Origin of the sequence: Marinobacter sp. (genome assembly GCF_052094685.1) — a bacterium.
Lineage (GTDB): Bacteria > Pseudomonadota > Gammaproteobacteria > Pseudomonadales > Oleiphilaceae > Marinobacter.
Genome location: NZ_JBQDKB010000004.1, coordinates 71,574 through 94,578, shown reverse-complemented (window position 1 = coordinate 94,578; position 23,005 = coordinate 71,574). Strand labels below are relative to the sequence as shown.

The 23,005-nt window shown below is 52.9% G+C and carries 21 protein-coding genes; 17 read left to right on the top strand and 4 right to left on the bottom strand.

Annotation, left to right across the window (positions count from 1 at the left end; genetic code table 11):
- Positions 1 to 399 precede the first annotated feature (399 nt).
- Positions 400 to 1,377 carry an HTH-type transcriptional regulator CysB gene (gene cysB / locus ACTH3S_RS01895; RefSeq protein WP_441807327.1) on the top strand — a complete coding sequence of 326 codons (978 nt, stop codon included), beginning with the start codon at positions 400 to 402 and terminating at the stop codon, positions 1,375 to 1,377.
- Between the two features lie 31 nt (positions 1,378 to 1,408).
- Here the strand turns inward: cysB and ACTH3S_RS01890 are convergent, their stop codons facing one another.
- Positions 1,409 to 2,131 (bottom strand): phosphoadenylyl-sulfate reductase, encoded by a 723-nt coding sequence (locus ACTH3S_RS01890; RefSeq protein ID WP_441807326.1) that lies wholly within the window; start codon positions 2,129 to 2,131, stop codon positions 1,409 to 1,411.
- A 243-nt stretch (positions 2,132 to 2,374) separates the two neighbouring features.
- On the opposite strand from ACTH3S_RS01890, the gene thrH reads away from it, so the two are divergent.
- On the top strand, positions 2,375 to 2,989 hold the full coding sequence (thrH, locus tag ACTH3S_RS01885) for a bifunctional phosphoserine phosphatase/homoserine phosphotransferase ThrH (protein WP_441807325.1): 615 nt from the start codon (positions 2,375 to 2,377) through the stop codon (positions 2,987 to 2,989).
- A 53-nt stretch (positions 2,990 to 3,042) separates the two neighbouring features.
- On the opposite strand, the gene pabB is transcribed toward thrH, so the two are convergent.
- The gene (pabB, locus tag ACTH3S_RS01880; protein WP_441807324.1) at positions 3,043 to 4,428 is read right to left on the bottom strand and encodes an aminodeoxychorismate synthase component I; all 1,386 of its coding nucleotides are present in this window, start codon (positions 4,426 to 4,428) and stop codon (positions 3,043 to 3,045) included.
- 161 nt (positions 4,429 to 4,589) lie between these two features.
- Here pabB and ACTH3S_RS01875 point away from each other — a divergent pair, with 161 nt between their 5' ends.
- Together ACTH3S_RS01875 and ACTH3S_RS01870 are read left to right on the top strand one after the other, a co-directional pair.
- The gene (locus tag ACTH3S_RS01875; protein WP_441807323.1) at positions 4,590 to 5,213 is read left to right on the top strand and encodes a hypothetical protein; all 624 of its coding nucleotides are present in this window, start codon (positions 4,590 to 4,592) and stop codon (positions 5,211 to 5,213) included.
- A gap of 173 nt (positions 5,214 to 5,386) precedes the next feature.
- Positions 5,387 to 6,304, top strand: coding sequence for a DUF6160 family protein (locus ACTH3S_RS01870; RefSeq protein WP_441807322.1), 918 nt, complete (start codon positions 5,387 to 5,389; stop codon positions 6,302 to 6,304).
- Between the two features lie 134 nt (positions 6,305 to 6,438).
- Here ACTH3S_RS01870 and ACTH3S_RS01865 read toward each other — a convergent pair whose 3' ends face one another.
- Positions 6,439 to 7,047: a hypothetical protein gene (locus tag ACTH3S_RS01865; protein ID WP_441807329.1), complete on the bottom strand. Its 609-nt coding sequence runs from the start codon at positions 7,045 to 7,047 to the stop codon at positions 6,439 to 6,441.
- A 298-nt stretch (positions 7,048 to 7,345) separates the two neighbouring features.
- Here ACTH3S_RS01865 and ACTH3S_RS01860 point away from each other — a divergent pair, with 298 nt between their 5' ends.
- From ACTH3S_RS01860 to aroC, 9 genes are all read left to right on the top strand, one after another.
- On the top strand, positions 7,346 to 8,383 hold the full coding sequence (locus ACTH3S_RS01860; protein ID WP_441807321.1) for a DUF58 domain-containing protein: 1,038 nt from the start codon (positions 7,346 to 7,348) through the stop codon (positions 8,381 to 8,383).
- Positions 8,380 to 10,494, top strand: coding sequence for a transglutaminase TgpA family protein (locus ACTH3S_RS01855; protein WP_441807320.1), 2,115 nt, complete (start codon positions 8,380 to 8,382; stop codon positions 10,492 to 10,494). Before ACTH3S_RS01860 ends, ACTH3S_RS01855 begins: the two co-directional genes overlap by 4 nt.
- A complete protein-coding gene (holB, locus tag ACTH3S_RS01850) occupies positions 10,487 to 11,518 on the top strand; it encodes a DNA polymerase III subunit delta' (RefSeq protein ID WP_441807319.1) in 1,032 nt (343 codons plus the stop codon). The genes ACTH3S_RS01855 and holB overlap by 8 nt, the downstream gene beginning before the upstream one ends.
- 104 nt (positions 11,519 to 11,622) lie before the next feature.
- Positions 11,623 to 11,973 carry a PilZ domain-containing protein gene (locus ACTH3S_RS01845; protein ID WP_441807318.1) on the top strand — a complete coding sequence of 117 codons (351 nt, stop codon included), beginning with the start codon at positions 11,623 to 11,625 and terminating at the stop codon, positions 11,971 to 11,973.
- Positions 11,974 to 11,987: 14 nt separating this feature from the next.
- The gene (locus tag ACTH3S_RS01840) at positions 11,988 to 12,914 is read left to right on the top strand and encodes an alpha/beta fold hydrolase (RefSeq protein ID WP_441807317.1); all 927 of its coding nucleotides are present in this window, start codon (positions 11,988 to 11,990) and stop codon (positions 12,912 to 12,914) included.
- The gene (locus ACTH3S_RS01835) at positions 12,907 to 13,821 is read left to right on the top strand and encodes a DUF4892 domain-containing protein (protein ID WP_441807316.1); all 915 of its coding nucleotides are present in this window, start codon (positions 12,907 to 12,909) and stop codon (positions 13,819 to 13,821) included. The genes ACTH3S_RS01840 and ACTH3S_RS01835 overlap by 8 nt, the downstream gene beginning before the upstream one ends.
- An 18-nt stretch (positions 13,822 to 13,839) precedes the next feature.
- Positions 13,840 to 14,976 carry a patatin-like phospholipase family protein gene (locus tag ACTH3S_RS01830; protein WP_441807315.1) on the top strand — a complete coding sequence of 379 codons (1,137 nt, stop codon included), beginning with the start codon at positions 13,840 to 13,842 and terminating at the stop codon, positions 14,974 to 14,976.
- 49 nt (positions 14,977 to 15,025) lie between these two features.
- Positions 15,026 to 15,928 carry a 50S ribosomal protein L3 N(5)-glutamine methyltransferase gene (gene prmB, locus ACTH3S_RS01825; RefSeq protein WP_441807314.1) on the top strand — a complete coding sequence of 301 codons (903 nt, stop codon included), beginning with the start codon at positions 15,026 to 15,028 and terminating at the stop codon, positions 15,926 to 15,928.
- 37 nt (positions 15,929 to 15,965) lie between these two features.
- The gene (gene aroC, locus ACTH3S_RS01820; protein WP_441807313.1) at positions 15,966 to 17,060 is read left to right on the top strand and encodes a chorismate synthase; all 1,095 of its coding nucleotides are present in this window, start codon (positions 15,966 to 15,968) and stop codon (positions 17,058 to 17,060) included.
- 168 nt (positions 17,061 to 17,228) lie between these two features.
- Here the strand turns inward: aroC and ACTH3S_RS01815 are convergent, their stop codons facing one another.
- Positions 17,229 to 18,137, bottom strand: a complete 909-nt coding sequence (locus tag ACTH3S_RS01815; RefSeq protein ID WP_441807312.1) for a LysR family transcriptional regulator — start codon at positions 18,135 to 18,137, stop codon at positions 17,229 to 17,231.
- A 183-nt stretch (positions 18,138 to 18,320) separates the two neighbouring features.
- On the opposite strand from ACTH3S_RS01815, the gene leuC reads away from it, so the two are divergent.
- The 4 genes from leuC (at position 18,321) to asd (ending at position 22,818) form a co-directional block, all read left to right on the top strand.
- Positions 18,321 to 19,739 carry a 3-isopropylmalate dehydratase large subunit gene (gene leuC, locus ACTH3S_RS01810; RefSeq protein WP_441807311.1) on the top strand — a complete coding sequence of 473 codons (1,419 nt, stop codon included), beginning with the start codon at positions 18,321 to 18,323 and terminating at the stop codon, positions 19,737 to 19,739.
- A gap of 20 nt (positions 19,740 to 19,759) precedes the next feature.
- A complete protein-coding gene (gene leuD, locus ACTH3S_RS01805) occupies positions 19,760 to 20,407 on the top strand; it encodes a 3-isopropylmalate dehydratase small subunit (RefSeq protein ID WP_441807310.1) in 648 nt (215 codons plus the stop codon).
- Positions 20,408 to 20,498: 91 nt separating this feature from the next.
- Positions 20,499 to 21,572 (top strand): 3-isopropylmalate dehydrogenase, encoded by a 1,074-nt coding sequence (leuB, locus tag ACTH3S_RS01800; protein ID WP_441807309.1) that lies wholly within the window; start codon positions 20,499 to 20,501, stop codon positions 21,570 to 21,572.
- A 130-nt stretch (positions 21,573 to 21,702) separates the two neighbouring features.
- Entirely contained in the window at positions 21,703 to 22,818 is a 1,116-nt protein-coding gene (gene asd / locus ACTH3S_RS01795) for an aspartate-semialdehyde dehydrogenase (protein ID WP_441807308.1), read from the top strand.
- The last annotated feature ends 187 nt before the right edge of the window (positions 22,819 to 23,005 follow it).

Below are 23,005 nucleotides of genomic sequence, written 5' to 3'. Positions count from 1 at the left end.
CCAGTGTTGTTTTACCAAATCCTGCCGGCGCTATGACAAGGTTCAGGCGCTTGGGTTGGCCTGGAGTCAGAAGCAAGCTGAGGCGCTCTCTGCGAACTGCTCGCCGGTCAGAAGCAGGCCTGAGAAATTTGGTTGTTAAAAGCATTGGTGTTCCAGATGCCGGGTAAATGATGATCTCGGATTGTGTGCTTTGTCTCGGTCAAGTCAAGGGCTGGAGAAACAAACATGGCCGTCAAAAGCTGCGCAAATGTCATTTTGGTCTAAACTGAGACTGAGGACTCTTCTATACTAATAAAGAATGAAAAATAGGCGCGTTATGCGTATTCTTGAATATTGATTGCCCGTTTACATCCATATTCAGCCCGCCGAAAATCGAAAACTCAGGGAGCGACAGAGTCAATGAAATTACAACAGTTGCGCTATATTTGGGAAGTTGCGCACCATGATCTCAACGTGTCGGCAACTGCCCAGAGTCTTTTCACGTCTCAGCCGGGCATTTCTAAGCAAATCCGGCTTCTTGAAGATGAGCTGGGCTTGGAAATATTTGCTAGAAGCGGCAAACATCTGACCCGTATCACCCCTGGGGGTGAAATTATTGTCCGCGAAGCTGGTGAAATTCTGCGTCGTGCGGAAGGCATTAAAAAAATTGCCCAAGAGTTCAGCAACCAGCGTAAGGGCGATCTGAGCATTGCTACAACTCATACCCAGGCGCGTTATGCATTGCCGCCCGTGATTAGTGGCTTTATTGAAGCCTACCCTGATGTGTCCCTGCATATGCACCAGGGCACGCCGATGCAGATATCCGAAATGGCAGCCAACGGTGCCGTTGATTTCGCTATAGCCACCGAGGCTATGGAGCTGTTCAACGATCTCATTATGATGCCCTGTTACCGGTGGAACCGTACGGTCATTGTGCCCAAGGACCATCCGCTTGCTCAGTTGTCTGAGTTAACGCTGGAGAAGCTGGCGGAGTATCCGTTGGTCACTTATGTGTTTGGCTTTACGGGCAGGTCGAGGCTTGATGAGGCGTTCAAGTCAAAAGGCTTAACGCCGAAAGTGGTGTTCACTGCTGCAGATGCGGACGTTATCAAAACCTACGTCCGTCTAGGCCTTGGGGTGGGGATTATTGCCAGCATGGCGTTTGATCCCAAAACTGACCCGGATCTAGTGGCACTAGACGCCAAAAAACTGTTCAGCCCGAGTGTGACCCGTATTGGTTTTCGCAAGGGTACCTTTCTGCGTGGCTACATGTACGACTTCATACAGCGCTTCGCGCCGCATCTCACGAAAGAGACTATCGATGAAGCCGTTGCTCGCCAAAGTAGCCGCAGCGAGATGGAGGCCTTGTTTAAGGACGTAGAGCTACCCACCTACTGACAATAGGTAGCCGAAATACCCGCCAGTTTTCTTACTGGCGGGCGATAAGATTACCCGCATGCAGACCGCATTCTTTCTGAGTGGCTTCTTCCCACCACCAGCGGCCTTCGCGCTCGTGCTGCCCTGGCAGAACCGGGCGAGTGCAGGGCTGACAGCCAATGCTGACAAAGCCCTTTTCGTGAAGCGCGTTGTAGGGGGCTTCCGTCATCCGGATATAGTCCCACACTTCTTTTGAGGTCCAATTTGCCAGCGGGTTGAATTTAACCAGTGTTTTCCCAGGCCCAGAGAAATTGGCATCTTCCTGAACAACCGGAACATCGTTGCGGGTGCCCGGGCTCTGGTCTTTTCGTTGGCCGGTAATCCAAGCGTCAACGTCTGCAAGCTTGCGCTTAAGTGGGCCTACCTTGCGAATGCCGCAACACTCACTGTGGCCATCTTCGTAAAAGCTAAACAATCCCTTCTGATTTACCAGATCTTGAACTTCGGTTGTGTCTGGGAATAGCACTTCGATGTTAATGCCATAGTGTTTGCGGACACGCTCGATAAATTCGTAGGTTTCTGGGTGTAGGCGGCCAGTGTCAAGCGTGAACACTTTCAGATTATCGGTTAGCTTGTGGGCCATTTCGATGAGCACCACGTCTTCGGCACCACTGAAAGAAATAGCGATGTTGTCATAGCGTTTAAAAGCAGCTTTCAGAATTGCTCTCGGGCTTTCGTTGCCCAGTTCGTCCTGTAGCTCGCGGATATTGCTCATAAAATGTCAGTGCCTAATGCGGGTTCGGGTGAAGGTTAGCATTAAACCACTAATTCCATGAAGGAATGACAATCTATATGGTTATAGCTTGATATTTAGTTGAGGAGTGAAAAGCTCGCAGTTTTGTTGCGATGATCGATGCATTCTTCGCCTGTTTTTCTTATGATACCGCGCTAATAGGCGGGGAGCGTGCCTTGCTCTCATTTAGAATTATCATTTGGAACATTTAATCAGGAGATCACTGTGGAACTGGCATGTCTTGACCTGGAAGGCGTATTGATCCCGGAAATCTGGATCGCATTTGCAGAAAAAACCGGTATTGAAGAACTCAAGGCGACCACCCGCGATGTTCCTGATTACGACGTTCTAATGACTCAGCGGCTAAAACTGCTGGATCAGCACGGATATGGTCTGCCGCAGATTCAGGAAGTGATTGGTGAGTTAGACCCACTGCCGGGCGCCCGTGAGTTTCTTGACTGGCTACGCGAACGGTTTCAGGTGGTGATTCTTTCCGACACCTTCTATGAGTTTGCCATGCCGCTGATGAAGAAGCTGGGTTACCCCGCGCTGCTTTGCCATAAACTGGAAGTTGCCGAGAACGGCCAGATTACAGACTACTTGCTACGCCAGAGAGATCCTAAGCGCCAGTCGGTGCGTGCGTTCCAGCTATTGAACTATCGCGTAATTGCGGCCGGTGATTCATATAACGACACCACCATGTTGGGGCAGGCGGAGGCCGGTATTTTGTTCCACGCGCCTAAGAACGTCATCGACGAGTTCCCGCAGTACCCAGCTGTTCAGGAGTTTGAGGAACTGAAGCAGGAATTCCTGAAGGCGAGTGCTGTTCACAGCGTGTGATGGCCGGTTGTCTATAAGGGCCGTCTCAGAACGCCCTTGCGCCAGGGCGGCCGCTAGTCGCTCTGGTTCAAATTCTCCAAAAAGTCCATCAGCGGCTTCACTTTGGTGAGGGTTTCCTGATATTCGCTCTCGGGATCTGAGTCAGCAACAATGCCGCCACCTCCCCAACAGCGTATCGTCCCTGTTTCTCCCGCTGGTTCTTTAGCCGACCCCCTATCACATAGCATTGTGCGAATAGCGATGTTGCTGTCCAGAGTGCCGTCCAGCCCGCGATAAAAAACCGTTCCGCAGTAAGGGCCACGCCAGTGAGGCTCTAGTTCCCGGATGATTTCCATGGCGCGAATTTTGGGTGCGCCAGTAATGGAGCCGCCGGGAAACGCATCGAATAGCACCTGCATGGGTAAAGCGCCGTCTGAGAGCTGCGCACGAATGTGGCTAACCAAGTGGTGCACATTCTGGTAGGACTCCAAAGCGAACAGGCTATCTACCGTGACCGACCCAGCCGCGGCATGGACGCTCAGATCATTGCGCAGCAAGTCCACAATCATCAGGTTTTCAGCGCGGTCTTTCTCTGACGCTTCCAGGTCAGCAGCATAAGCCGCATCTTCAGAAGGGTTCTTGCCTCTGGGGCGGGTACCTTTGATCGGGCTGGTTTTAACGGTGCGGCCGCGAATGTCTAAAAAACGTTCTGGGGAAATGGACAACACCGCGCGGGCGCCGGTTTTAAGGAACGCACTGTAGGGAGTGGGGTTAGCCTCAGCCAATGCCTGAAATGCAAGCCAGGGGCTCCCTGAATAGCTGCCTTGGAATTCCTGAGAGAGGTTTGCTTGGTAGCAGTCGCCAGCGTTGATGTAACGCTGAACAGCATCGACACCAGCCTTAAATTCTTCGGCGGGTTGCCGTGCTTTGAACGGCGAAACGATCCTCCATTCGGCTATTTTGCTTACAGGCGGGGTGGCGCGCCATGAACGAAGCTCGGCCTGGGTTTGTTTCGGGCATTCAGGGTGAATCCAAAGGTGATAAGTATCGGTTGCCCGGTTGTGGCTGGCGGCCCACAGATAAAAGCCTGCAAAGAGCAGGGGAGTTGCAGGTACAGGGCAGAGTGCGGAAAGGCGCTTCTCCTTCATATACCCGAATTCGTAGCTCAGGAAACCTATCCATCCGCCTGTGAGAAAGCGTTGTGTTTCTTGCATCGGGACTTCGTAGCGCTGAACCAGGCTTTCCATGTCCGCAGACAGCTTGCTCGTAGTCAGAAACCCGCTTACCCCGGCGTCTACACACTTTGTTTCAAACGCACACGCCGTAAAGCCGCTAAAAGACCCGCGACCATCGCCGACACCGATGCTGCCGAGGTAGGCAAACTCTGGCTGAATGGCGGCATGGGCAAGCAGTTGTTCATATTCTTGCCGGCTAAGCAGAGAGGAAACAGGAAGTGGCAAATTAACTCCGGTTAATTGGAAGAATGATACTCAGGCCACAAAACGGGCATTGTCGGCGCCGGAGGAGCGTTGGTTTAATGCAACATGCTCACAAACAACAACTGCCAGCCCGGAGTCGGAAAACGGCATTCTAGCTGAGTTGGCCAGTCTTAGCGTGGAAATTGACGCAAATAAAAACAGGAACAAGAATGATGCATTATGTTGGAAAGTCTCTGCTGCGTGCCATTTTGCTTACGGCCTTTTTCATGGCCCCTTCGGCGAATGCAGAGAAAGCTCCCCCTACTGAACTCACTGAAGATCAGGAGATGGCTATAAAGCATGAGTTGTCGAAATATGCCGTCATTGGTCAGCAACAGGTCATCCGTTTAACCGAACAGGCAACCACAGAGTACTCAGGCACATTGACGGATTCGCAGCTCAATATGCCCGGTGCGTGGATGCTTCTAGAGGACGGCAAAACGATTAAACGGATCGATCTTGATGGGCAGGCTGAGGACGCGCCCGCCCAAATACGTATTCTGATGTATCGCGCCGCGTTAAAGTCCGTTGCTCGTAGAGGGAAGATTCACGCAGCAGCGATCCTGTACACCGGAAAGCTACGCGAAGATAGCGACGATGAAGCGCTGGTGATTGAATACGAGCATCGTTTAGGTATTGCCGGAAACAAGGTTGTTCCGTATCAGGTAGAAAACGGCAGGGTGGCTTATTCTGAGCCGGTTGCAAGCGAAAAGCCTTTTCAGATTTTTTACGACAGCAAGTCAGATGCAAAAGATGGCTCTAATTGATTTGAGACCCGCGTCGCGATTTGTTACGGCCTGTAAGTATTGGGTTAAGAACTGTGAATGCAGTCACGGACTAGGACTGTAAAACAATCTTAAATGGTTTCGTGGAGTGGCGAACTTCACACCCAAAACTAAAAACTCAGATAAAAACAAAATGAGTTTATAAGGAGATAACAATGAAAGGCCTGAAAAAAATTGCTCTGGCAACAGCTATTGCTGCTGCACCTTTTGCAGCCAACGCAGAACTGCAAGCTATGAACGACACTGCAATGGGCGACGTGACCGGTCAGGCCGGTGTCACCATTGAGCTCGAAACCAAAGTCAGCATTGGTCAGTTCAAGTACACGGATGAAGGCTCCTTCGCGGTAAACGACATCGTTCTTGGTGGTGCGGGTGTGACAACCGAAGGTCAGGTGCTCGATGGTGCCGGCGACGTCACGAACGGACTGCTAGATCAGCTGAAGATCGATATCGACATCGCTGATACCGGCAATGCTGTCATTCACGTTGGCTCGCTACAGACAGACCCTGCAACTGGCGCACCTGTCCCCATTGATTGGGGTCTGACCGTTGGATCTATGCAGCTGGAAGGAACCGGTGGCACCACAACTCTGATCTCTAACCTGAGTGGCTACGGTAACTTGGCTCAGTTGGATATCGAAGTGGATACTGCTACTGATCACCTGAACCTTGTAGCGGCGTTCGACGTTACAGATATGGACTTCGACGTTGAGTTCTTGGGTGTTGGTATCCGTGATCTGCAGATCACCGGTGCAGGCAATAACTTCGACTACGATGGTGATGGTTCGATAGTGACTGCAGATGCTGATGGTGAATTTGGTCTTGATCCCAGCAACCCGGCAGACCAGCTGAAGCTTGGTGTTTTAACTAAATTCGCCAACGTAAATCTGGATGTTTACAAAGGCTCCGGCCTAGGCGCATCCACTGCAACTGACGTTCTGCGTATCGACGTGAACAACGTTTATATGGACATGACTATCGGTGCAGTTGAAATCGGTGGTACCTCTATCGGTTCACTGGCCATCGACAACCTGGCTGTAACCGACACCAAGCTGGCTGTATACGGTCACTAATCTGACCTAACAACTAGCTGTGTTAAAACGCCCCGCATTGCGGGGCGTTTTTTGTTTCCGAATAGGCAATAAAAAACGGCAGCTTAAGAATAAAGGCTGCCGTTTTTTTGAAGCTCGGGAGTGGATGTCGCTAACTACTGATCCGGCACCGCAATAGAAAGATCAAACCCACCACCCGGCCTTGGTGTCAGGGTAATCGGCCCTTCATTGATTCCTTGGGGAATATTTATCTGGTCGATTCCAGGAGGGCTGCCGATGGAAAGGTTCAGGTTCTGTCCGTCAAAACCAATCCCTAGCTGATCATTAAGAAAGGACTGGGTGAAAGGCTCATCCGGAATCTGCATCTGTTGCCCGAAGATCAACGGCGGAATTGTGGGTGTGAATTCTGCCGGTGGCTGCGCTCTGGCCAGTTCTTCCTGGGGCAAAAGTAACGCCCGGCGAAGGAACTCTTCCTCGGCGCTTGCAAGCGCGTCGGATTTACCTTCGTCAGTAAACCTCTGAAGGGCTTCTCGATAGGCTTGGTCTTCCGCTTCAGAGGTAACAGGCTCGCCCGGGGAAATTGTCAGAGCACGAATAATGCGTTGGCGGTCGGCTTCCGACTTTCGGTTTTCTCTCGGTACGATAATAACCGCCGAATCCTTCACGTAGGTTTCGACCATCTCATCGGATGTCATCGCCTGAACGCCTGCGATGGCCGGGATTGAAACGGCAGCCGCAACGGCGGCTGCAATGGTCACAGCCATTCGGGGGGTGTTTGGGGTAGAGTTGGCCGCGCCGGGGTTGTACTCGGTTGGCAGGTTTTGGTGGTTCATAGTCTGGCCTCTTGCTGCGATAAACTCAGGTGCGAGGCGTGTCTGAGGTTACAGCAATCAGTACGCATCCCTATAGTTACGAGTATTCGGGTTGTCCGACAGCAATTCAAGCGCGTGGCCGTCAGTTTGTGATCAGAATCGTTGAATTGTCGTACTGTTACAAAAAACACGGTGAAGAGGGTTAACATAGCCGTGAACTTTTAATACATGGGCTGGCCATAGGGACGCAATGAGCAGATTAATCCGTAGCCGCTTTCAGAGCTGGATCAACCGTAGAATTCCGCGGTCAGATGTCCAAGTACTCACCCAGAGAAACCTTTTTATTTTACCAACGGCCGCCGGCGTGATGTTCGGGTTGCTGTTGTTAATCATGCTGCTTACCGGCATTAACTATCAGAACAGCCTTATTTATCTGGTTACCTTTTTGCTTGGGGCGGTGTTTGTGGGTGCCATGCATCAAACTCACAGAAACCTTTCCGGCCTTGAGCTAACGCTGGTTCAGGCGGCAGAGGGGTTTGCCGGTGATGACATACTTTTTCACTTGCGGGCTGCAGCTGGCAAGGATGACGCCATAGCCCTTACGCTTTCTGCCGAAGACCTGTCGGTGCCCGTAGGCCACGTGTCTTCTGGCCAGTCGGTTGATGTTGCTTTGCCCGTACCTTCTGCATTCCGGGGCTACCTGCGGCCGGATCGCATCAGGATTGAAACCCGTTTCCCCTTTGGCCTGCTCAAAGCCTGGTCGTGGATGAGGCCGGTATCCGCAGCTGTTGTTTTCCCGAGGCCAATCGCAGCCCCCGAGGTAATCAGTGCGATAGAGGATGGCGAACAGACCGCCAGTTCTCGCTCCCCAGAAGGAAATGATCACGCCGAGCTACGGCCTTGGCGCGAAGGCGATATGAGCCAGCGTGTTATGTGGAAGCGCTATGCCCGCAGTGGCCAGATGGTGGTTGCGGATTGGGAAGCGGATAAAGGCAGCCCCCATTGGCTGGATTTTAACGCGTTTGCTGGCACGGACCATGAGTTGCGGCTTGGTTACCTTTCATGGCTGGTTCTAGAACGTGGGAAGAGCGGGGCAAGGTTTGGCCTGAACCTACCTGGACAGGTTATAGAGCCAGATAGCGGCCCGGCCCATGCAACTCGGTGTCTTCGAGCGTTGGCGGTTTGGGGTGAGGAGAAACCAAGAGATGCCTTCGCAGCGCCGCACGGCACGCGCAATTACACGGATTCAGACAGCGCTGCAGTATCGACACCGGGAGCCCCGCGATGAGCTTTTGGAGCCGAACGAAGTGCGAGCCAGAAAAACAAAGCGATAGCTTGCCGTCTCGCGCATTACTCTGGCTGATTGCCAGTTTTGCGTTACTGATGACGCCGCAGCTTGACCGACTTCCCGCATGGCTGATCCTTGTGTGTATTGCACTGGCAGGCTGGCGTTGGCTGGCACAACAGGGTCGTGTTCGTTTGCCTGGCCGATGGCTGCGTACTGGGATCATGCTGGTATTGGTTTCGATATATCTGGTTCGGGTGCAAGGAAGTTTTACCGTGGATACTGCTGCCTCGTTTTTTGTGCTGGCGGTTGGGCTGAAGTGGCTTGAAACACGCACGGTGCGGGATTTTTACGTGCTGTTTTATATTCTGGTGTATCTGGCTACGGTGAACTTTCTGTTTCATCAGGAGATTCATTGGGCGCTGATGAATATCGGCGCAATCGCCTTTTTGCTTATTGGGTTGCAAGTGCTTAACGCACCGGATCTTCCTGGCGGGATGAAAGCGAGTTGGCGCAGGCTGGGCACCATGCTCCTGAAAGTGCTGCCTGTGGTTGTTCTCCTGTTCGTTTTCTTCCCGCGTATGGAGCCTTTATGGAGTGTGCCGCTGGTATCTGACCAGGCGCGCACGGGCATCAGCGACACCATGCGGCCAGGGGATATATCCAATTTGGCACAAAGTAGTGAGCGGGCTTTTCGTGTCACCTTCGGTGGTTCTATTCCGGAGTATCGGGATAGGTACTGGCGAGGACTGATTCTGGATTCCCTCGATGATGGCACCTGGCGTCAGAGCGGCTACGAATCCTATCGACCACCGGGGCGGGTTGATGTAGATGGCGGCGTTGGTGAGCTGACATCCCGTGAGTACGATGTTTTGATGGAGGCAACGGATCAGCGTTGGGCATTTGCGCTTGAAGGCTCCGAGGCTGTGTCGGACAACGTCGTAAAAGAGTTGGATGAGCTATTCCGCTTCCGTCGACCGGCAGATAGTCCGATTCGCTACAGGTTGGCGCTTGAAGGCACTGGTAGATTATCAGCAGACACTCTGACGCCGGGCGAAGCTGATCGCTATCTTCAGCTTCCAGCGGAGGGAAATCCCCGGGCGCGTGCCTTGGCCGATAAATTGAAACGCTCAACCAATGACATGGGCGTGATCCGGTCGCTGCTGAGTCGTTTCCGGGAGCAACCTTACTTTTACACGTTGCGACCGCCCGCGATGCCCAACGACGGTATCGATAGCCTGCTTTTCGATGAAAAGCGTGGGTTTTGCGCACACTATGCTGGTGCCACAACCTTTGTGCTGCGATCAGCGGGTATTCCTGCGCGGGTGGTGGTTGGGTACCAAGGTGGTGAAACCGGAGCAGGCGGCGACTACCTAATCGTTCGCCAGTACGATGCCCATGCTTGGGTCGAAGCCTGGGTTGAGGGGCAGGGCTGGATTCGCATTGACCCCACCGCAGCTATTGCCCCAGACAGAATTGAGTCGGGTTTGCGGGATGCGGTCGCCGATGAAGGTTCTTTCCTGGAGAATAATTGGGCCTCTGCCCAGAGATACGGGGATGTGGCTATTATCCAGTGGGCCAGCTCGCAGCTTGATCGAATTAACTATCAATGGCAGCGCTGGGTAGTTGGGTATCAAGGCCAAAGCCAGCTAGATTTGATGTCTCGTTTGCCTGGCGGGTTCGGCATGCGGGAACTTGGGTACCTAACTGCGGGGATTGTCGGCGCTGCGCTGCTAATCGTGGGTCTCCTATCGGCGTTGCAAGTACGCCGGGGTGTAAGCCGGGATCGCTACCGGCGTGTGCTGGGTGCGTGGTATCAGCTGTGCGGGCGGGCAGGAGTGCCCGTAAGAAGCGGTGAAACACCCGCTGCTTTGGCCTCAAGGCTAGCAATTTCGGAACCTGCGGTTGCGGATTCCGTTAGGCTTTTTGCCCAGACGGTGAACAGCCATTACTATAGGCCCCAATCTGGCTCTCCATCCGCGCGGGAATATAACGACGATCTGAAACGCTTGCGCAGATTACTGGTTACCATGAAGCGACAGCTACACAGGGCAGGCAAACACCGGCCTGGAATGTTCCGCCCCAACTCCCATTCAGGAAAGCACAGTGACTGACATTGCCCTTGAAATGCCTTGGCTTCAGAAGCCCTGGCAGGTTATTCAAAACCGCCTTTCCGAGGGCCGGCTTCCCCATGCGTTGTTGGTTACCGGTGAATGTGGCGTAGGCAAGCGAGCCTGGGCCGATGCGGTTTCAGCCCTGTTGTTGTGCGCTGCCCCTTTGAACAAAGAAGCCGGGGCGCCGGTTGCCTGTGGCCAATGTCGTCAATGTGAGCTGTTTGCAGCATCCAGCCACCCGGATGTTCGGGTGTACTCACCGGAAAAATCCCGGATGATCAGGATCGATCAAATAAGGTCGCTTTCGGCTTTTGCGGTTTCGTCGCCGCAAGTGGCAGGTCGAAAGATTGCGGTTATTGATCGTGCGGATCAGCTCAACATCAATTCAGCCAACGCGCTGTTGAAAACCCTTGAAGAGCCGGTGGCAGATTTTGTACTTCTGCTCTTACAGGAAAGCGGCCGGCCCGTATTGCCAACGATTCGGTCTCGGTGCCAAGTGTTGTCTATACCGGTTCCTTCAACGGAACAGGCTAACCAATGGCTGGCCAGCAAGGTGGCGCATCTTGATGCCGATAAGCAACCTTCAACAGAGCTTATGGTTAAGTCTCTTATGCTAGCGGGTAACGCCCCGCGCCTAGCCTTTGAATACGCCACAGGTGAGTTTCCAGCATTACGGGATGAGGCATTCGACAAGTTCCGCCAATTCATGAAGGGGCAGGTTGCCGTGTCGGAAGCGGCCAAGGCATTCAAGGCATTGGGGCTGGAAGATATGCTCTGGTTGTTCGAAGGTTGGGCGGCAGATTTGGCTCGGCTGTGTGTCGGGGGCACGGCTAATGACCCCGAAGCGGGTGAAATGCTCGGGTTTTTGGCAGGCATCAACCCGGCATGGCGTGCCCATGAATTGTTGGACATGGTTAGGGAGGGCCGCGCAGCCGGTGTCTACAACGCCAACCCCGAATTGGAAGCTAGCCGATTACTGATAGCCTGGCGAGAATTAATGCCCACAAAACGCCGGGTGTCCTAATTGCGCTTTTGCTCAGCACAACTGCTATGATTTGGACTTATCAGGGATTTTTCTCCTGCACGTTTGGTTTAACAGTAAACATTCAAAATTAAAAGGTGTCAGATATGGGGCCCGGATTTGGTGCACGCAGCGGCATTCTTACCCTGACGATCAAAGATAAAGCGGTTTTGTACGCGGCTTACATGCCATACATTCGCCAGGGCGGTCTGTTTATACCCACCCAAAAGCAGTATCAGCTTGGTGATGAAGTGTTTCTGTTGCTGAACCTAATGGACGAGCCAGAAAAGCTCCCCGTTGCGGGCAAGGTTATCTGGATTACGCCCAAGGGTGCTCAAGGCAACCGTGCAGCTGGTATTGGTGTGCAGTTTAATGGTGATGACGAAAGTGCTAGAACCAAGATGGAATCCTATCTTGCCGGCTCTCTGAGTTCTGACCGCCCGACCCATACCATGTGAGGTGCGTCTCAGAAATGAATGATCTTGCCATATCACCAGAAATCTGCGACAGCAAAGCACAGTTGCGAGAGATGGAATGGCCACTGCAGCATATTACTCTGGCCGGTCTAAGTTGGGCGTCTGAAGATGCCTCACAAGGGAGTAATCCGCCGGTTATCATGCTCCATGGCTGGCTGGATAACAGTCTTACCTTTTCCCAAATAGCGCCGGAATTGGCACAGGTTTCGTCTTTATACGCTGTGGATATGGCTGGCCACGGGCATTCTGGCCACCGCCCATCAGGGCAAAGCTACCAACTGATGGAATACGTCGCAGATATTGCAGAACTGATTGAAACCTATTTCTGCGGCTCAGGCCAGAGCGAGAAAGTGGATATTGTTGGGCACTCCCTAGGTGGTATTGTCGGTTCTTTGTATGCAGCCGCTTTTCCGGAAAGGGTGCGTAAGCTGGTAATGATCGACAGTTTAGGTGCCCTTAGCCGGCCCATAAGTGAAACGATTCCGCAGCTTCGTAAGTCGATTAACAAGCGAATCTCCGGCTCTGGTCGCTCAGCTGTTTATCCCGATATAACCGCTGCCGCAAAGGTTCGTGAAGGAGGGCTTAGCCCGCTCAGCCACGAAGCTGCATTGACATTGATTCCCCGCAATCTGAAGCCCGAGGGTAAAGGTTACGTCTGGCGTACAGACGCTCGTTTGCGGCACCCGTCTTCACTGATGATGTCTGAGGATCAGGTAGTCGCTTCTCTTAAAGCGGTTGAGTCTCCGACTTTGTTCGTGCGCGCGAAAGAAGGGCTGCTTGCTAGTCGAAAAGGACTGGATGATCGCTTGAATGCGATGCTGAACATGCAGAAAGTGGAGGTGCCCGGTGGGCATCACTGTCATCTTGATGGGGACACCCGCCCAGTTGCCGATATTGTTAGAAACTTCCTTGAAAATGAGTGATATCTTGCCCAAACCCTTCGTATTTCGCTTGCTTGGTGCCGCGTTGTTACTAACCAGCTCCGCGCTTGCCAGCGCGGCACTGCCTGAAGCCTTACCCAAGGCGTTTGCCCAGTCCACACTTGAGGTGACAACGCCCATTGAGTCGTCTGGGCACTTGGTTCTTTTCAGCCCTGTACGGGAGGTTAACAACGAGATCCGCTCAAAAACCTTGGCCCGCTTACCGGTTTCTGGGGAGGGGCGGCTCTATCAGATCTCCCGAGATTCGAATCGTCGGGAAGCCCGAGAACACTATCTAGGGTTGCTACGTGAGCGTGGTGCGCAAATTCTGTTTGAGTGCTCGGGGATTCGCTGCGGGCGAAGCAACGTGTGGGCAAACCAAATATTCGGCCAGTCAGTTTTGTATGGCCGAGATGCAACGCAGGATTATCTGGTGGCCGGCGTGGTGGCCGACGATGGCAGCCGTTGGCTGACATCTGTGTATACGGTTACCCGGGGCAATCTACGAGAGTACGTTTGGGTCGAGCATTTGAAGGTGGCGCCAGGCGCGACTATCCCAGGTCTCGGTGCGGTTAACGCCCGGGTTCTAGGCCCTGTGATTGTTCCCTGGCAGGGTGGCGTTACCTATCGGTTTGATTGGCAGGCCACAGATCGCAGGAAGATCAATGAGCTTGCCCGGAGTGAGGGCGCCAAGGTGGTTCTTGTGGGTTACTCCGCACTAGCCGCAAGTGAATCACTTAAGGATTCCATGGATCGCGCACGCAATGCGGCGGAGTCCCTTTCTGAGGTGTTGGCTAAAACCGGCGTTTCCAGACAACAGCAGGAATTGCTTATTGTTGGGCCTTCTGTGGTTGTTACCGATCCGGCCCGACAGGGTGATCGAGTTGAAGTGATGGTTATAACGAGGTAGCTATTAAAGGGGAGTGCAGTGCCTGACAATGACGTGTCCAAGGTGTTGGACAGTTCAGATCTAAAGACCACCGAGCCGCATGCTAGCAGCGAAGACCAGCCCCCAGAACCCCGGCGCCAAACGGTTGCTCTTACGCTGGGTAGCGGTGGTGCCCGTGGTTATGCTCATATCGGTGCCATCGAGGTCCTGGCCGAGCGGGGCTATAACATAATCGCCATTTCAGGCTGCTCTATGGGTTCCCTGGTTGGGGGAATGTACGCCGCCGGTAAAATGCAGGACTACAAAGACTGGGTAACCGGGCTTGGTCAGTTTGATGTGCTTAAGTTGCTGGATCTTACCTTCAACTCTTCCGGCGCTATCCGGGGTGAAAAAATCTTTTCTGTGGTACGGGAAATGTTGGGCGACACTCGCATCGAAAACCTGCCACTGCACTATACCGCTGTTGCGACGGACCTACTGGCCCACAAAGAAATATGGTTTCAGGAAGGGCCTCTGGACCGGGCAATCCGTGCATCTGTTGCCATTCCAAGTGTAGTAACCCCCTTGGTTTTAGGCGGCCGGGTGCTGGTAGACGGTGCTTTGCTCAACCCGCTACCTATCATTCCCACCATTTCCGCCCATGCGGACATCATCGTTGCGGTGAACCTCAGCGGTGAGGATGATCGACGCCAAAGAATACCAGATGCTGCATTTTCTGGTAACGGCGAGGAGAATGACGCGGACGAGTGGATGGATACTATTCGCGACAAAGCATCTCGTTGGTTCGACTGGGACGCCTTCAAATCGCTGGGCCCGAAGAAAATGGGCGGCGATAGCCCGGAAGAGAAGATATCGAAAGAGGTGCATAAAAAAGAGCACCATAAGCACAGTGACAAAAAACTGCAGGAAGAGCACGAGACCATTGACTGGGATAAACTCGGAATTGGCAAGTTTGATGTGATGAACCTCACCATCGAAACCATGCAGAGCGCGCTTGTTCAGTACAAAATTGCAGGTTATCCGCCAGATCTATTGGTCAATATCCCCAAGAATGCGTGTCGGAGCTATGACTACCATAAGGCGCCTGAGCTTATTCAGTTGGGGCGTGAGCGTATGGCGGCCGCTCTGGACCGGTTTGAGGAAAACCAGAACAGCTCCGGGCCACTTGCGGTTTGAAACAGCGTATAATCCGGCACTGAATCCGACACTATAGGAAACCGCGTTTGTGACCAGTCCCATTGAAGATCTCCATACCGTTCGCGACTTCCTTCGCTACGCGTCTTCAGAGTTTGCAGCCTCGCCGGTTTTTTTCGGCCATGGCACAGATAACGTGTGGGATGAGGCCGTGCAGCTGGTTATGCGCAGCCTGCATCTTCCACTGGAAGATAACACGCTATTTTTGGATGCGCGGCTGATCCGGGAAGAACGAAGGGTTGTGCTTGAGCGTATCAGGCGCCGTATTGAGGAGCGGGTGCCTTTGGCTTATCTTCTAGGCGAAGCCTGGTTTATGGGTATGCCGTTCAATGTGGATGAGCGTGTGTTGGTACCGCGGTCTCCGCTTGGAGAGTTGATTGAGAACGGGTTTCAGCCCTGGCTGGGAGACAAACCAGTTGAGCGAATACTAGACCTCTGCACGGGAAGTGGCTGTATCGGCATAGGCGCAGCTTCTGTATTTGAAGATGCCAGTGTGGATCTGTCCGATATATCTGCAGATGCATTGGCGGTTGCCGATTCAAACATAGAGCTTCACGAACTCCGCGGCAGGGTGCGTACTGTTCAATCGGATGTGTTCGCGAACATCAGCGGGCAGTACGATATTATTGTGAGTAACCCGCCTTATGTAGATGCGGAAGATCTGGCAGACATGCCGGATGAGTTTCATCATGAGCCTACGTTAGGTTTGGCGGCAGGTGATAACGGGCTGGATATTGCGCACAGGATTATTGCCGGTGCAGCAGAGCATCTTACGCCCGGCGGCTTGCTGGTGGTCGAGGTAGGGAATAGCTGGGTAGCCTTGGATGAAGCTTATCCAGAGCTCCCGTTTACTTGGTTGGACTTCAGAAATGGCGGCAACGGTGTGTTTGCTATCACGAAGCAAGATCTGCGTGAGTGGCAAAGCAAGATTTAAGCTAATTTCTAACAACATCATTACAAGATATTGAATTATGTCAGGAAATACTTTCGGAAAACTGTTCACTGTGACCACTTTTGGTGAGAGTCATGGAGCTGCGTTGGGCTGTATTATCGACGGCTGTCCGCCAGGGCTTGAGCTTTCAGAAGCGGATATGCAAGCAGATCTGGATCGTCGAAAACCGGGTACATCGCGGCATACGACCCAGCGCCGAGAGGCAGACGAAGTTCGAATTCTATCTGGTGTGTTCGAAGGCAAAACCACAGGTACGCCGATTGGGCTGTTGATCGAGAATACGGATCAGCGATCAAAAGACTATTCGAAGATTTCCGAGCAGTTCCGTCCCGCACACGCCGATTACACTTACATGCACAAGTATGGTGTGCGTGATTATCGTGGTGGCGGTCGTTCTTCAGCCCGTGAGACGGCTATGCGTGTCGCGGCTGGCGCCGTAGCTCGGAAGTTTTTGGAAAAACGCTTGGGTATTCGCATTCGCGGGTATTTGTCGGAGCTTGGGCCAATTCGTGCGGAGAAGCTGGACTGGGATCAGGTTCATCAGAATCCATTTTTCTGTCCCGATGCCGATAAGGTGCCGGAGATGGAGGCCTACATGGATGCCCTTCGTAAAGAAGGGGACTCTATTGGGGCGCGTATCAATGTGGTTGCTGAAGGTGTGCCGCCAGGGCTTGGCGAGCCGGTTTTTGATCGCCTAGATGCGGATCTGGCCCATGCGTTGATGAGTATCAATGCGGTGAAGGGTGTTGAGATTGGTGCGGGCTTTGGGTGTATTAATCAGAAGGGTACGGCGCATCGGGATGAGATGACTCCTGAAGGCTTTCTGTCTAATGAAGCTGGCGGTGTGTTGGGGGGTATTTCTTCTGGGCAGCCTGTTCTTGCGAGCATTGCGTTGAAGCCGACTTCGAGTTTACGTTTGCCGGGTCGCAGTATTGATGTGGATGGCAATCCGGTGGAGGTTATTACCACTGGGCGGCACGATCCTTGTGTGGGTATTCGTGCAACGCCGATTGCTGAGGCGATGATGGCCATTGTGCTGATGGATCATTATTTGCGTCATCGTGGTCAGAATGGTGATGTTTCTGTTTCTACGCCGGTGATTGGGCAGGTTTAAGCCCTGATGTTTGGGCGAAGCGATCCAGTCAGAGAAGGCTGTTCAAAAAACGCCCGTGAATACGTCCTTGTAGGGCTTCGTCGCGCCATCCTTGGCGCTTCAGATTTTTGAACAGCCTTCTCTGACTGAATCACCATAACTCCGGGTTTGTTTGACCACACCTTACGGCTAACCTTTGCTCTGATTTCCCTCTTCTTCTTGGACAATGGCTAGGAGCGCTTTTGCGGCGTTGCTTGGTTGGCGGCCGGTTAGCCCGATCCCGCCTAGCACTCTGGTAACCGGGTGTCCCGCTTCCGTTCCTTTCGCTAATACGCCTTCGAGTACTTTCAAGCTGTCATCTACCATTCGCAGTGGTAATACGCTCCAGCCTAGGCCTACGCTGGTCATCATTTTTAGGGTTTCCAGGTAGTTGGTGGGCATTTGTGGCTGCAGAGGTAGGTTTGCCTCCAGAAACAGGCGGCTTACTACGCGGTAAGTGGAGGTGGAGGTGTCTGGCAGTAAGGCTGGATGTTTGGCTAGGTCGGCTAATTTTGGTGTTGGCAGCGAGGCCAGGGGGTGATCCGTGCCCACCACGAAGGCCATGGGGTCTGGCCATTGGGCAAATACGCGGAAGTTTGGGGGCATGCTGTCACTGAGTGTGACGAAGGCTAGATCGGCGTTGCGCTTTCGCATTTGCTCGTAGGCGGCGTCTGACTCCATGAATTGGAGGTTGATGGTTACCTGCGGATATTCACGTTTAAATCGGCGCAGCCACTTTGGTAAGTGGTGAAGGCCTATGTGGTGGCTGGCAATGATGTGTAGTTCGCCTTCTATCAGGCCGGAACCTGGCGAGAGCGCGATGCGGGCGTTGTGGATTTCGTCGAGAATCATTCGGGCATGGGGTAGGAGTCGGCTGCCAGATTCTGTGAGTCGAATTTGTCTGTGGCTGCGGTCTACCAATGTTGTACCTAGCTGATTTTCTAGGGCGGCGAGGCGTTTGCTGATGGCTGGCTGGGTGAGATGTAGCTGCTCAGCGGCTTCAGAAAAGGAGCCTTGATCAACGATGGTGAGGAATGCTTTTAGAGCGTTAGAATCCAAGGTCTGTCTTCCTGTTATGTCCTGTCAGGAAAATCCTATCTCATAACCGATTGGAATGCGATGAATGAAAAACATGAATTGCGGTTATTTGTGGGCCGGCGGTATCATAGGCGTAGAGTATTAATAGAAAGCTTTGACAAAGAGCATTAAAAACACTGTACCTCCAGAGAGTGAGAGAGAACCATGGCGGGCAAGACCTTATACGACAAATTGTGGGACGATCACTTGGTAAAGCAGCGGGACGATGGGTCTGCGCTGATTTACATTGATCGTCAACTGTTGCACGAAGTGACGTCCCCCCAGGCTTTTGAAGGTCTGCGCCTTGCAAATCGTAAGCCTTGGCGCATCGATGCCAACCTGGCTACGCCAGACCACAACGTTCCAACCACAGATCGCGCGAAGGGCATCGAAGGTATTGTTGATCCGGTTTCCCGTATTCAGGTGGAAACCCTCGATAAGAACTGCGACGAGTTTGGGATTCTTGAGTTTAAGATTAAGGATCAGCGCCAAGGCATTGTGCACGTTATTGGGCCAGAGCAGGGCGCGACGCTGCCGGGTATGACCATTGTTTGCGGCGATTCCCATACCTCTACCCACGGGGCATTCGGGTGTCTTGCCCATGGTATTGGTACATCTGAAGTTGAACATGCGCTGGCTACTCAGTGCCTGGTTCAGAAAAAGATGAAAAACATGTTGGTGAAGGTGAATGGCCAGCTTGGTAAAGGCGTTACCGGTAAAGACGTTGTCCTGGCTGTGATTGCCAAAATTGGTACGGCGGGCGGCACGGGTCATGCTATTGAGTTTGGTGGTGAAGCTATCCAGAACCTGAGCATGGAAGGCCGGATGACCATTTGTAATATGGCCATCGAAGCTGGCGCTCGTGTGGGCATGGTTGCAGTTGACGGTACCACCATCGAATACGTGAAAGATCGGCCATTCGCTCCCAAGGGTGAAACCTGGGATGCCGCCGTTAAATACTGGCGTACGCTGCACAGCGACTTGGATGCTGTCTTCGACAAGGTTGTAGAGTTGGACGGCTCAGAGATACAGCCCCAAGTAAGTTGGGGCACGTCTCCGGAGATGGTAGTAGACGTTACTGGCAACGTGCCAGACCCCGCAAAAGAAGAGGATCCGATTAAGCGTGAAGGCATTGAGCGGGCTCTGACGTACATGGGGCTGAAGCCAAATCAGGCGATTACGGATATCAAGCTAGACAGAGTGTTTATTGGTTCCTGCACCAACAGCCGTATTGAAGATCTGCGCGAAGCCGCCGTTGTGGTCAAGGGTCGCAAAGTTGCAGATAGTCTTATTCAGGCCATGGTTGTGCCGGGTTCGGGCTTGGTAAAAGCTCAGGCAGAAGCGGAAGGTTTGGATCGGATTTTCATTGAAGCAGGGCTTGAGTGGCGCGATCCGGGCTGTTCTATGTGCTTGGCTATGAATGCCGACAAACTCGGCCAGGGCGAGCACTGTGCATCTACGTCTAATCGTAACTTCGAGGGCCGGCAGGGCTTTGGTGGTCGTACACATTTGGTGAGCCCCGCTATGGCCGCAGCAGCGGCTATATCTGGTCATTTTGTTGACGTTCGTGAACTGCTGAACTGAGTCACAGGAGAGACTGAATCATGCGCGCATTTACGCAACACAAGGGCCTTGTGGCCCCCATGGACCGTTCCAATGTGGATACGGACATGATTATTCCCAAGCAGTTTTTGAAGTCCATCAAGCGTACGGGGTTTGGCCCAAATCTGTTTGACGCGCTGCGTTACACGGATGAAGGGCAGCCTGATCAGGATTGTTCTCAGCGCCCGCTGAACCCGGATTTTGTGCTGAATCAGGCCCGATACAAGAATGCTAGTGTGCTATTGGCCCGTAGTAACTTCGGGTGCGGCTCCAGCCGCGAGCACGCACCTTGGGCTCTTGATGACTACGGTTTTCAAGCTGTTATTGCACCGAGTTTTGCTGACATTTTCTACAATAACTGCTTTAAGAATGGTTTGTTACCTATTGTTCTTGATGAAAATGTTGTCGAAAGGCTGTTCCAGGAGGTCGAGGCTTCTGAAGGTTATGAGCTGACGGTCGATCTGGATGCCAAAACTGTGGTTACACCAGCCGGTGAGTCCTTTGGGTTTGATGTGGATGATTTTCGTCGCCACTGTCTGTTGAACGGCCTAGATGACATTGGCGTCACCCTCGAAGATGCCGAGCAGATTAAAGCTTATGAAGAACAGCGCCGCCAAGCGGCACCCTGGTTGTTTGGTGCCGGCCAGTAAATGCTGAGTTCCGCGCAGCACTGAACACGTCATTATTAACCAAATTCACCGGGTCAGACCGACCCGGTTATCAAGTATTCGGAAGCCTAATATGTCCAGAAACATCCTTCTTCTGCCGGGTGACGGTATCGGCCCAGAAATTGTTGCAGAGGCTGAGAAAGTCTTGCATGCCATCAATGAGAAGTTTGAGTTGAAGCTCAAATTTGAGTCGGCCCTGGTGGGGGGCGCCGCCCTGGATGCCATCGAAAACCCATTGCCTGCGGACACCTTGGAAAAGGCCCGTAAAGCCGACGCCATTTTGTTGGGCGCCGTAGGCGGCCCAAAGTGGGACGGACTGCCCATGGCGAAGCGTCCGGAGAAAGGACTGCTTGGCTTACGCTCAAACTTGGAGCTGTTTGCCAATCTGCGTCCAGCAATTTTATATCCACAGCTGGCCTCGGCTTCATCTCTAAAGCCTGAGGTAGTGTCAGGCTTGGATATCATGATCGTGCGTGAACTTACCGGGGGCATCTATTTTGGCCAGCCACGGGGTGTGCGCGAGCTGGAAAATGGCGAGCGCGAGGGCTACAACACCTACGTTTATAAGGAATCTGAGATTCGTCGTATCGGCCGGGTGGCGTTTGAAGCAGCGCAGCAGCGCGGCAAAAAGCTGTGCTCTGTAGATAAGGCAAATGTGCTGGAAGTGACGGTTCTGTGGCGCGAAATTATGAACGACCTGCAGAGCGAATATCCAGACGTAGAGCTGTCTCACATGTACGTTGATAATGCCGCGATGCAGCTGGTTCGTGCGCCCAAACAGTTCGATGTGATTGTGACTGGCAACATGTTTGGTGATATTCTGTCTGACGAAGCAGCCATGCTTACCGGCTCAATTGGCATGCTGCCTTCGGCATCGCTGAACTCTAAAAAACAGGGCATGTATGAGCCTTGCCACGGTTCAGCGCCAGATATCGCCGGTAAAGGTATCGCCAATCCGCTGGCTACGATTATCAGCGCGGCCATGATGTTGCGGTACAGCCTTGATGAAGAACAGGCTGCTGCTGCCATCGAAGCGGCAGTTAACAACGTGTTGGATCAGGGGCTCCGTACGGCAGATATTATGTCGGAAGGCGGTACCCGGGTTTCAACCCGTGAAATGGGTGACGCGGTACTGGCTGCTCTGTAAATTACGATGCTCTCTGTAATTTACAATACCACCCGACAGCAACACGATGCGGTTGCTGCGGGATCATTCTTCCTGTCCCTGCCAGCGATATAGGTAGCGGGTGGGCATAAAAGAGGTTCAAAGGTCGCACATGAAGCGGGTTGGACTTATAGGATGGCGCGGCATGGTGGGCTCAGTCCTCATGCAGCGCATGCGCGAAGAAAATGATTTTAGCGATATCGATCCGGTATTTTTCTCTACATCACAGACTGGCCAGCCAGCACCGGATGTGGGGAAAGAGGGTGTTCCACCTTTGCAGGATGCGTTCGATATTGAAACCCTCAAAACCCTGGATGTAGTGCTGACCTGCCAAGGTGGCGATTACACCAATGCGGTTTATCAAAAGCTGCGTGATGCAGGCTGGAAGGGTTACTGGATTGATGCGGCATCTGCACTGCGGATGGCGGATCATTCGGTTATTATTCTAGATCCGGTTAACCGCAATGTAATCGACGCGGCGCTTGAAAGCGGCGTGAAAGATTATGTGGGTGGTAACTGCACCGTCAGCCTGATGATGCTTGCCCTGGGTGGCTTGCTGGAGCAGGATCTGGTCGAGTGGGTGTCCCCCATGACCTATCAGGCTGCTTCTGGCTCTGGCGCCCAGAACATGCGCGAATTGCTTAACCAGATGGGTGAGCTTAATCGCAGTGTTGGAGAAGAGCTGGAAAGCCCGTCCTCGGCAATTTTGGAGATCGATCGCAAGGTAACTGAAACCATGCGTTCCGACGGATTTCCTACTGAGCACTTTCAAGTGCCTTTGGCTGGCAGCCTTATCCCGTTTATCGACAAACAGCTTGATAACGGCATGAGCAAGGAAGAGTGGAAGGCTGGAGTAGAGACCAACAAAATTCTTGGTCGCTCAGACAATCCGATCCCCATTGATGGCCTTTGCGTACGGATTGGCGCCATGCGCTCCCACAGCCAGGCTCTGACCATCAAGCTGAAGAAAGATCTGCCTGTCGCAGAAATTGAATCTATTCTGGCGAATGCCAACGACTGGGTGAAAGTCATCCCTAATGATCGCGACGCGAGCATTGAGGAGCTGACTCCTGCCAAGGTGACCGGCACGCTGAGTGTACCTATCGGACGTATCCGTAAATTAGCTATGGGGCCGGAGTATATCTCTGCGTTTACTGTGGGTGATCAATTGTTGTGGGGGGCCGCTGAGCCTCTGCGCCGTATGTTACGGATTCTGCAAGAACGTTAAGAAATGTTACACAGAGGCAATAAATGCCAACTGTGTCCGGTTTCAGGAAGCCGGTTAAGGGGCGGAGGCTGATTTCAGGCTCCGCCCCTGTTATTTTCAGGGACACTAGGGAGTTCCGTGCAACTGATAAATAAATGGTGCAAGGATTGCAGCTGGTTGATTGATAAAAGAGGTTTTATCAACAATA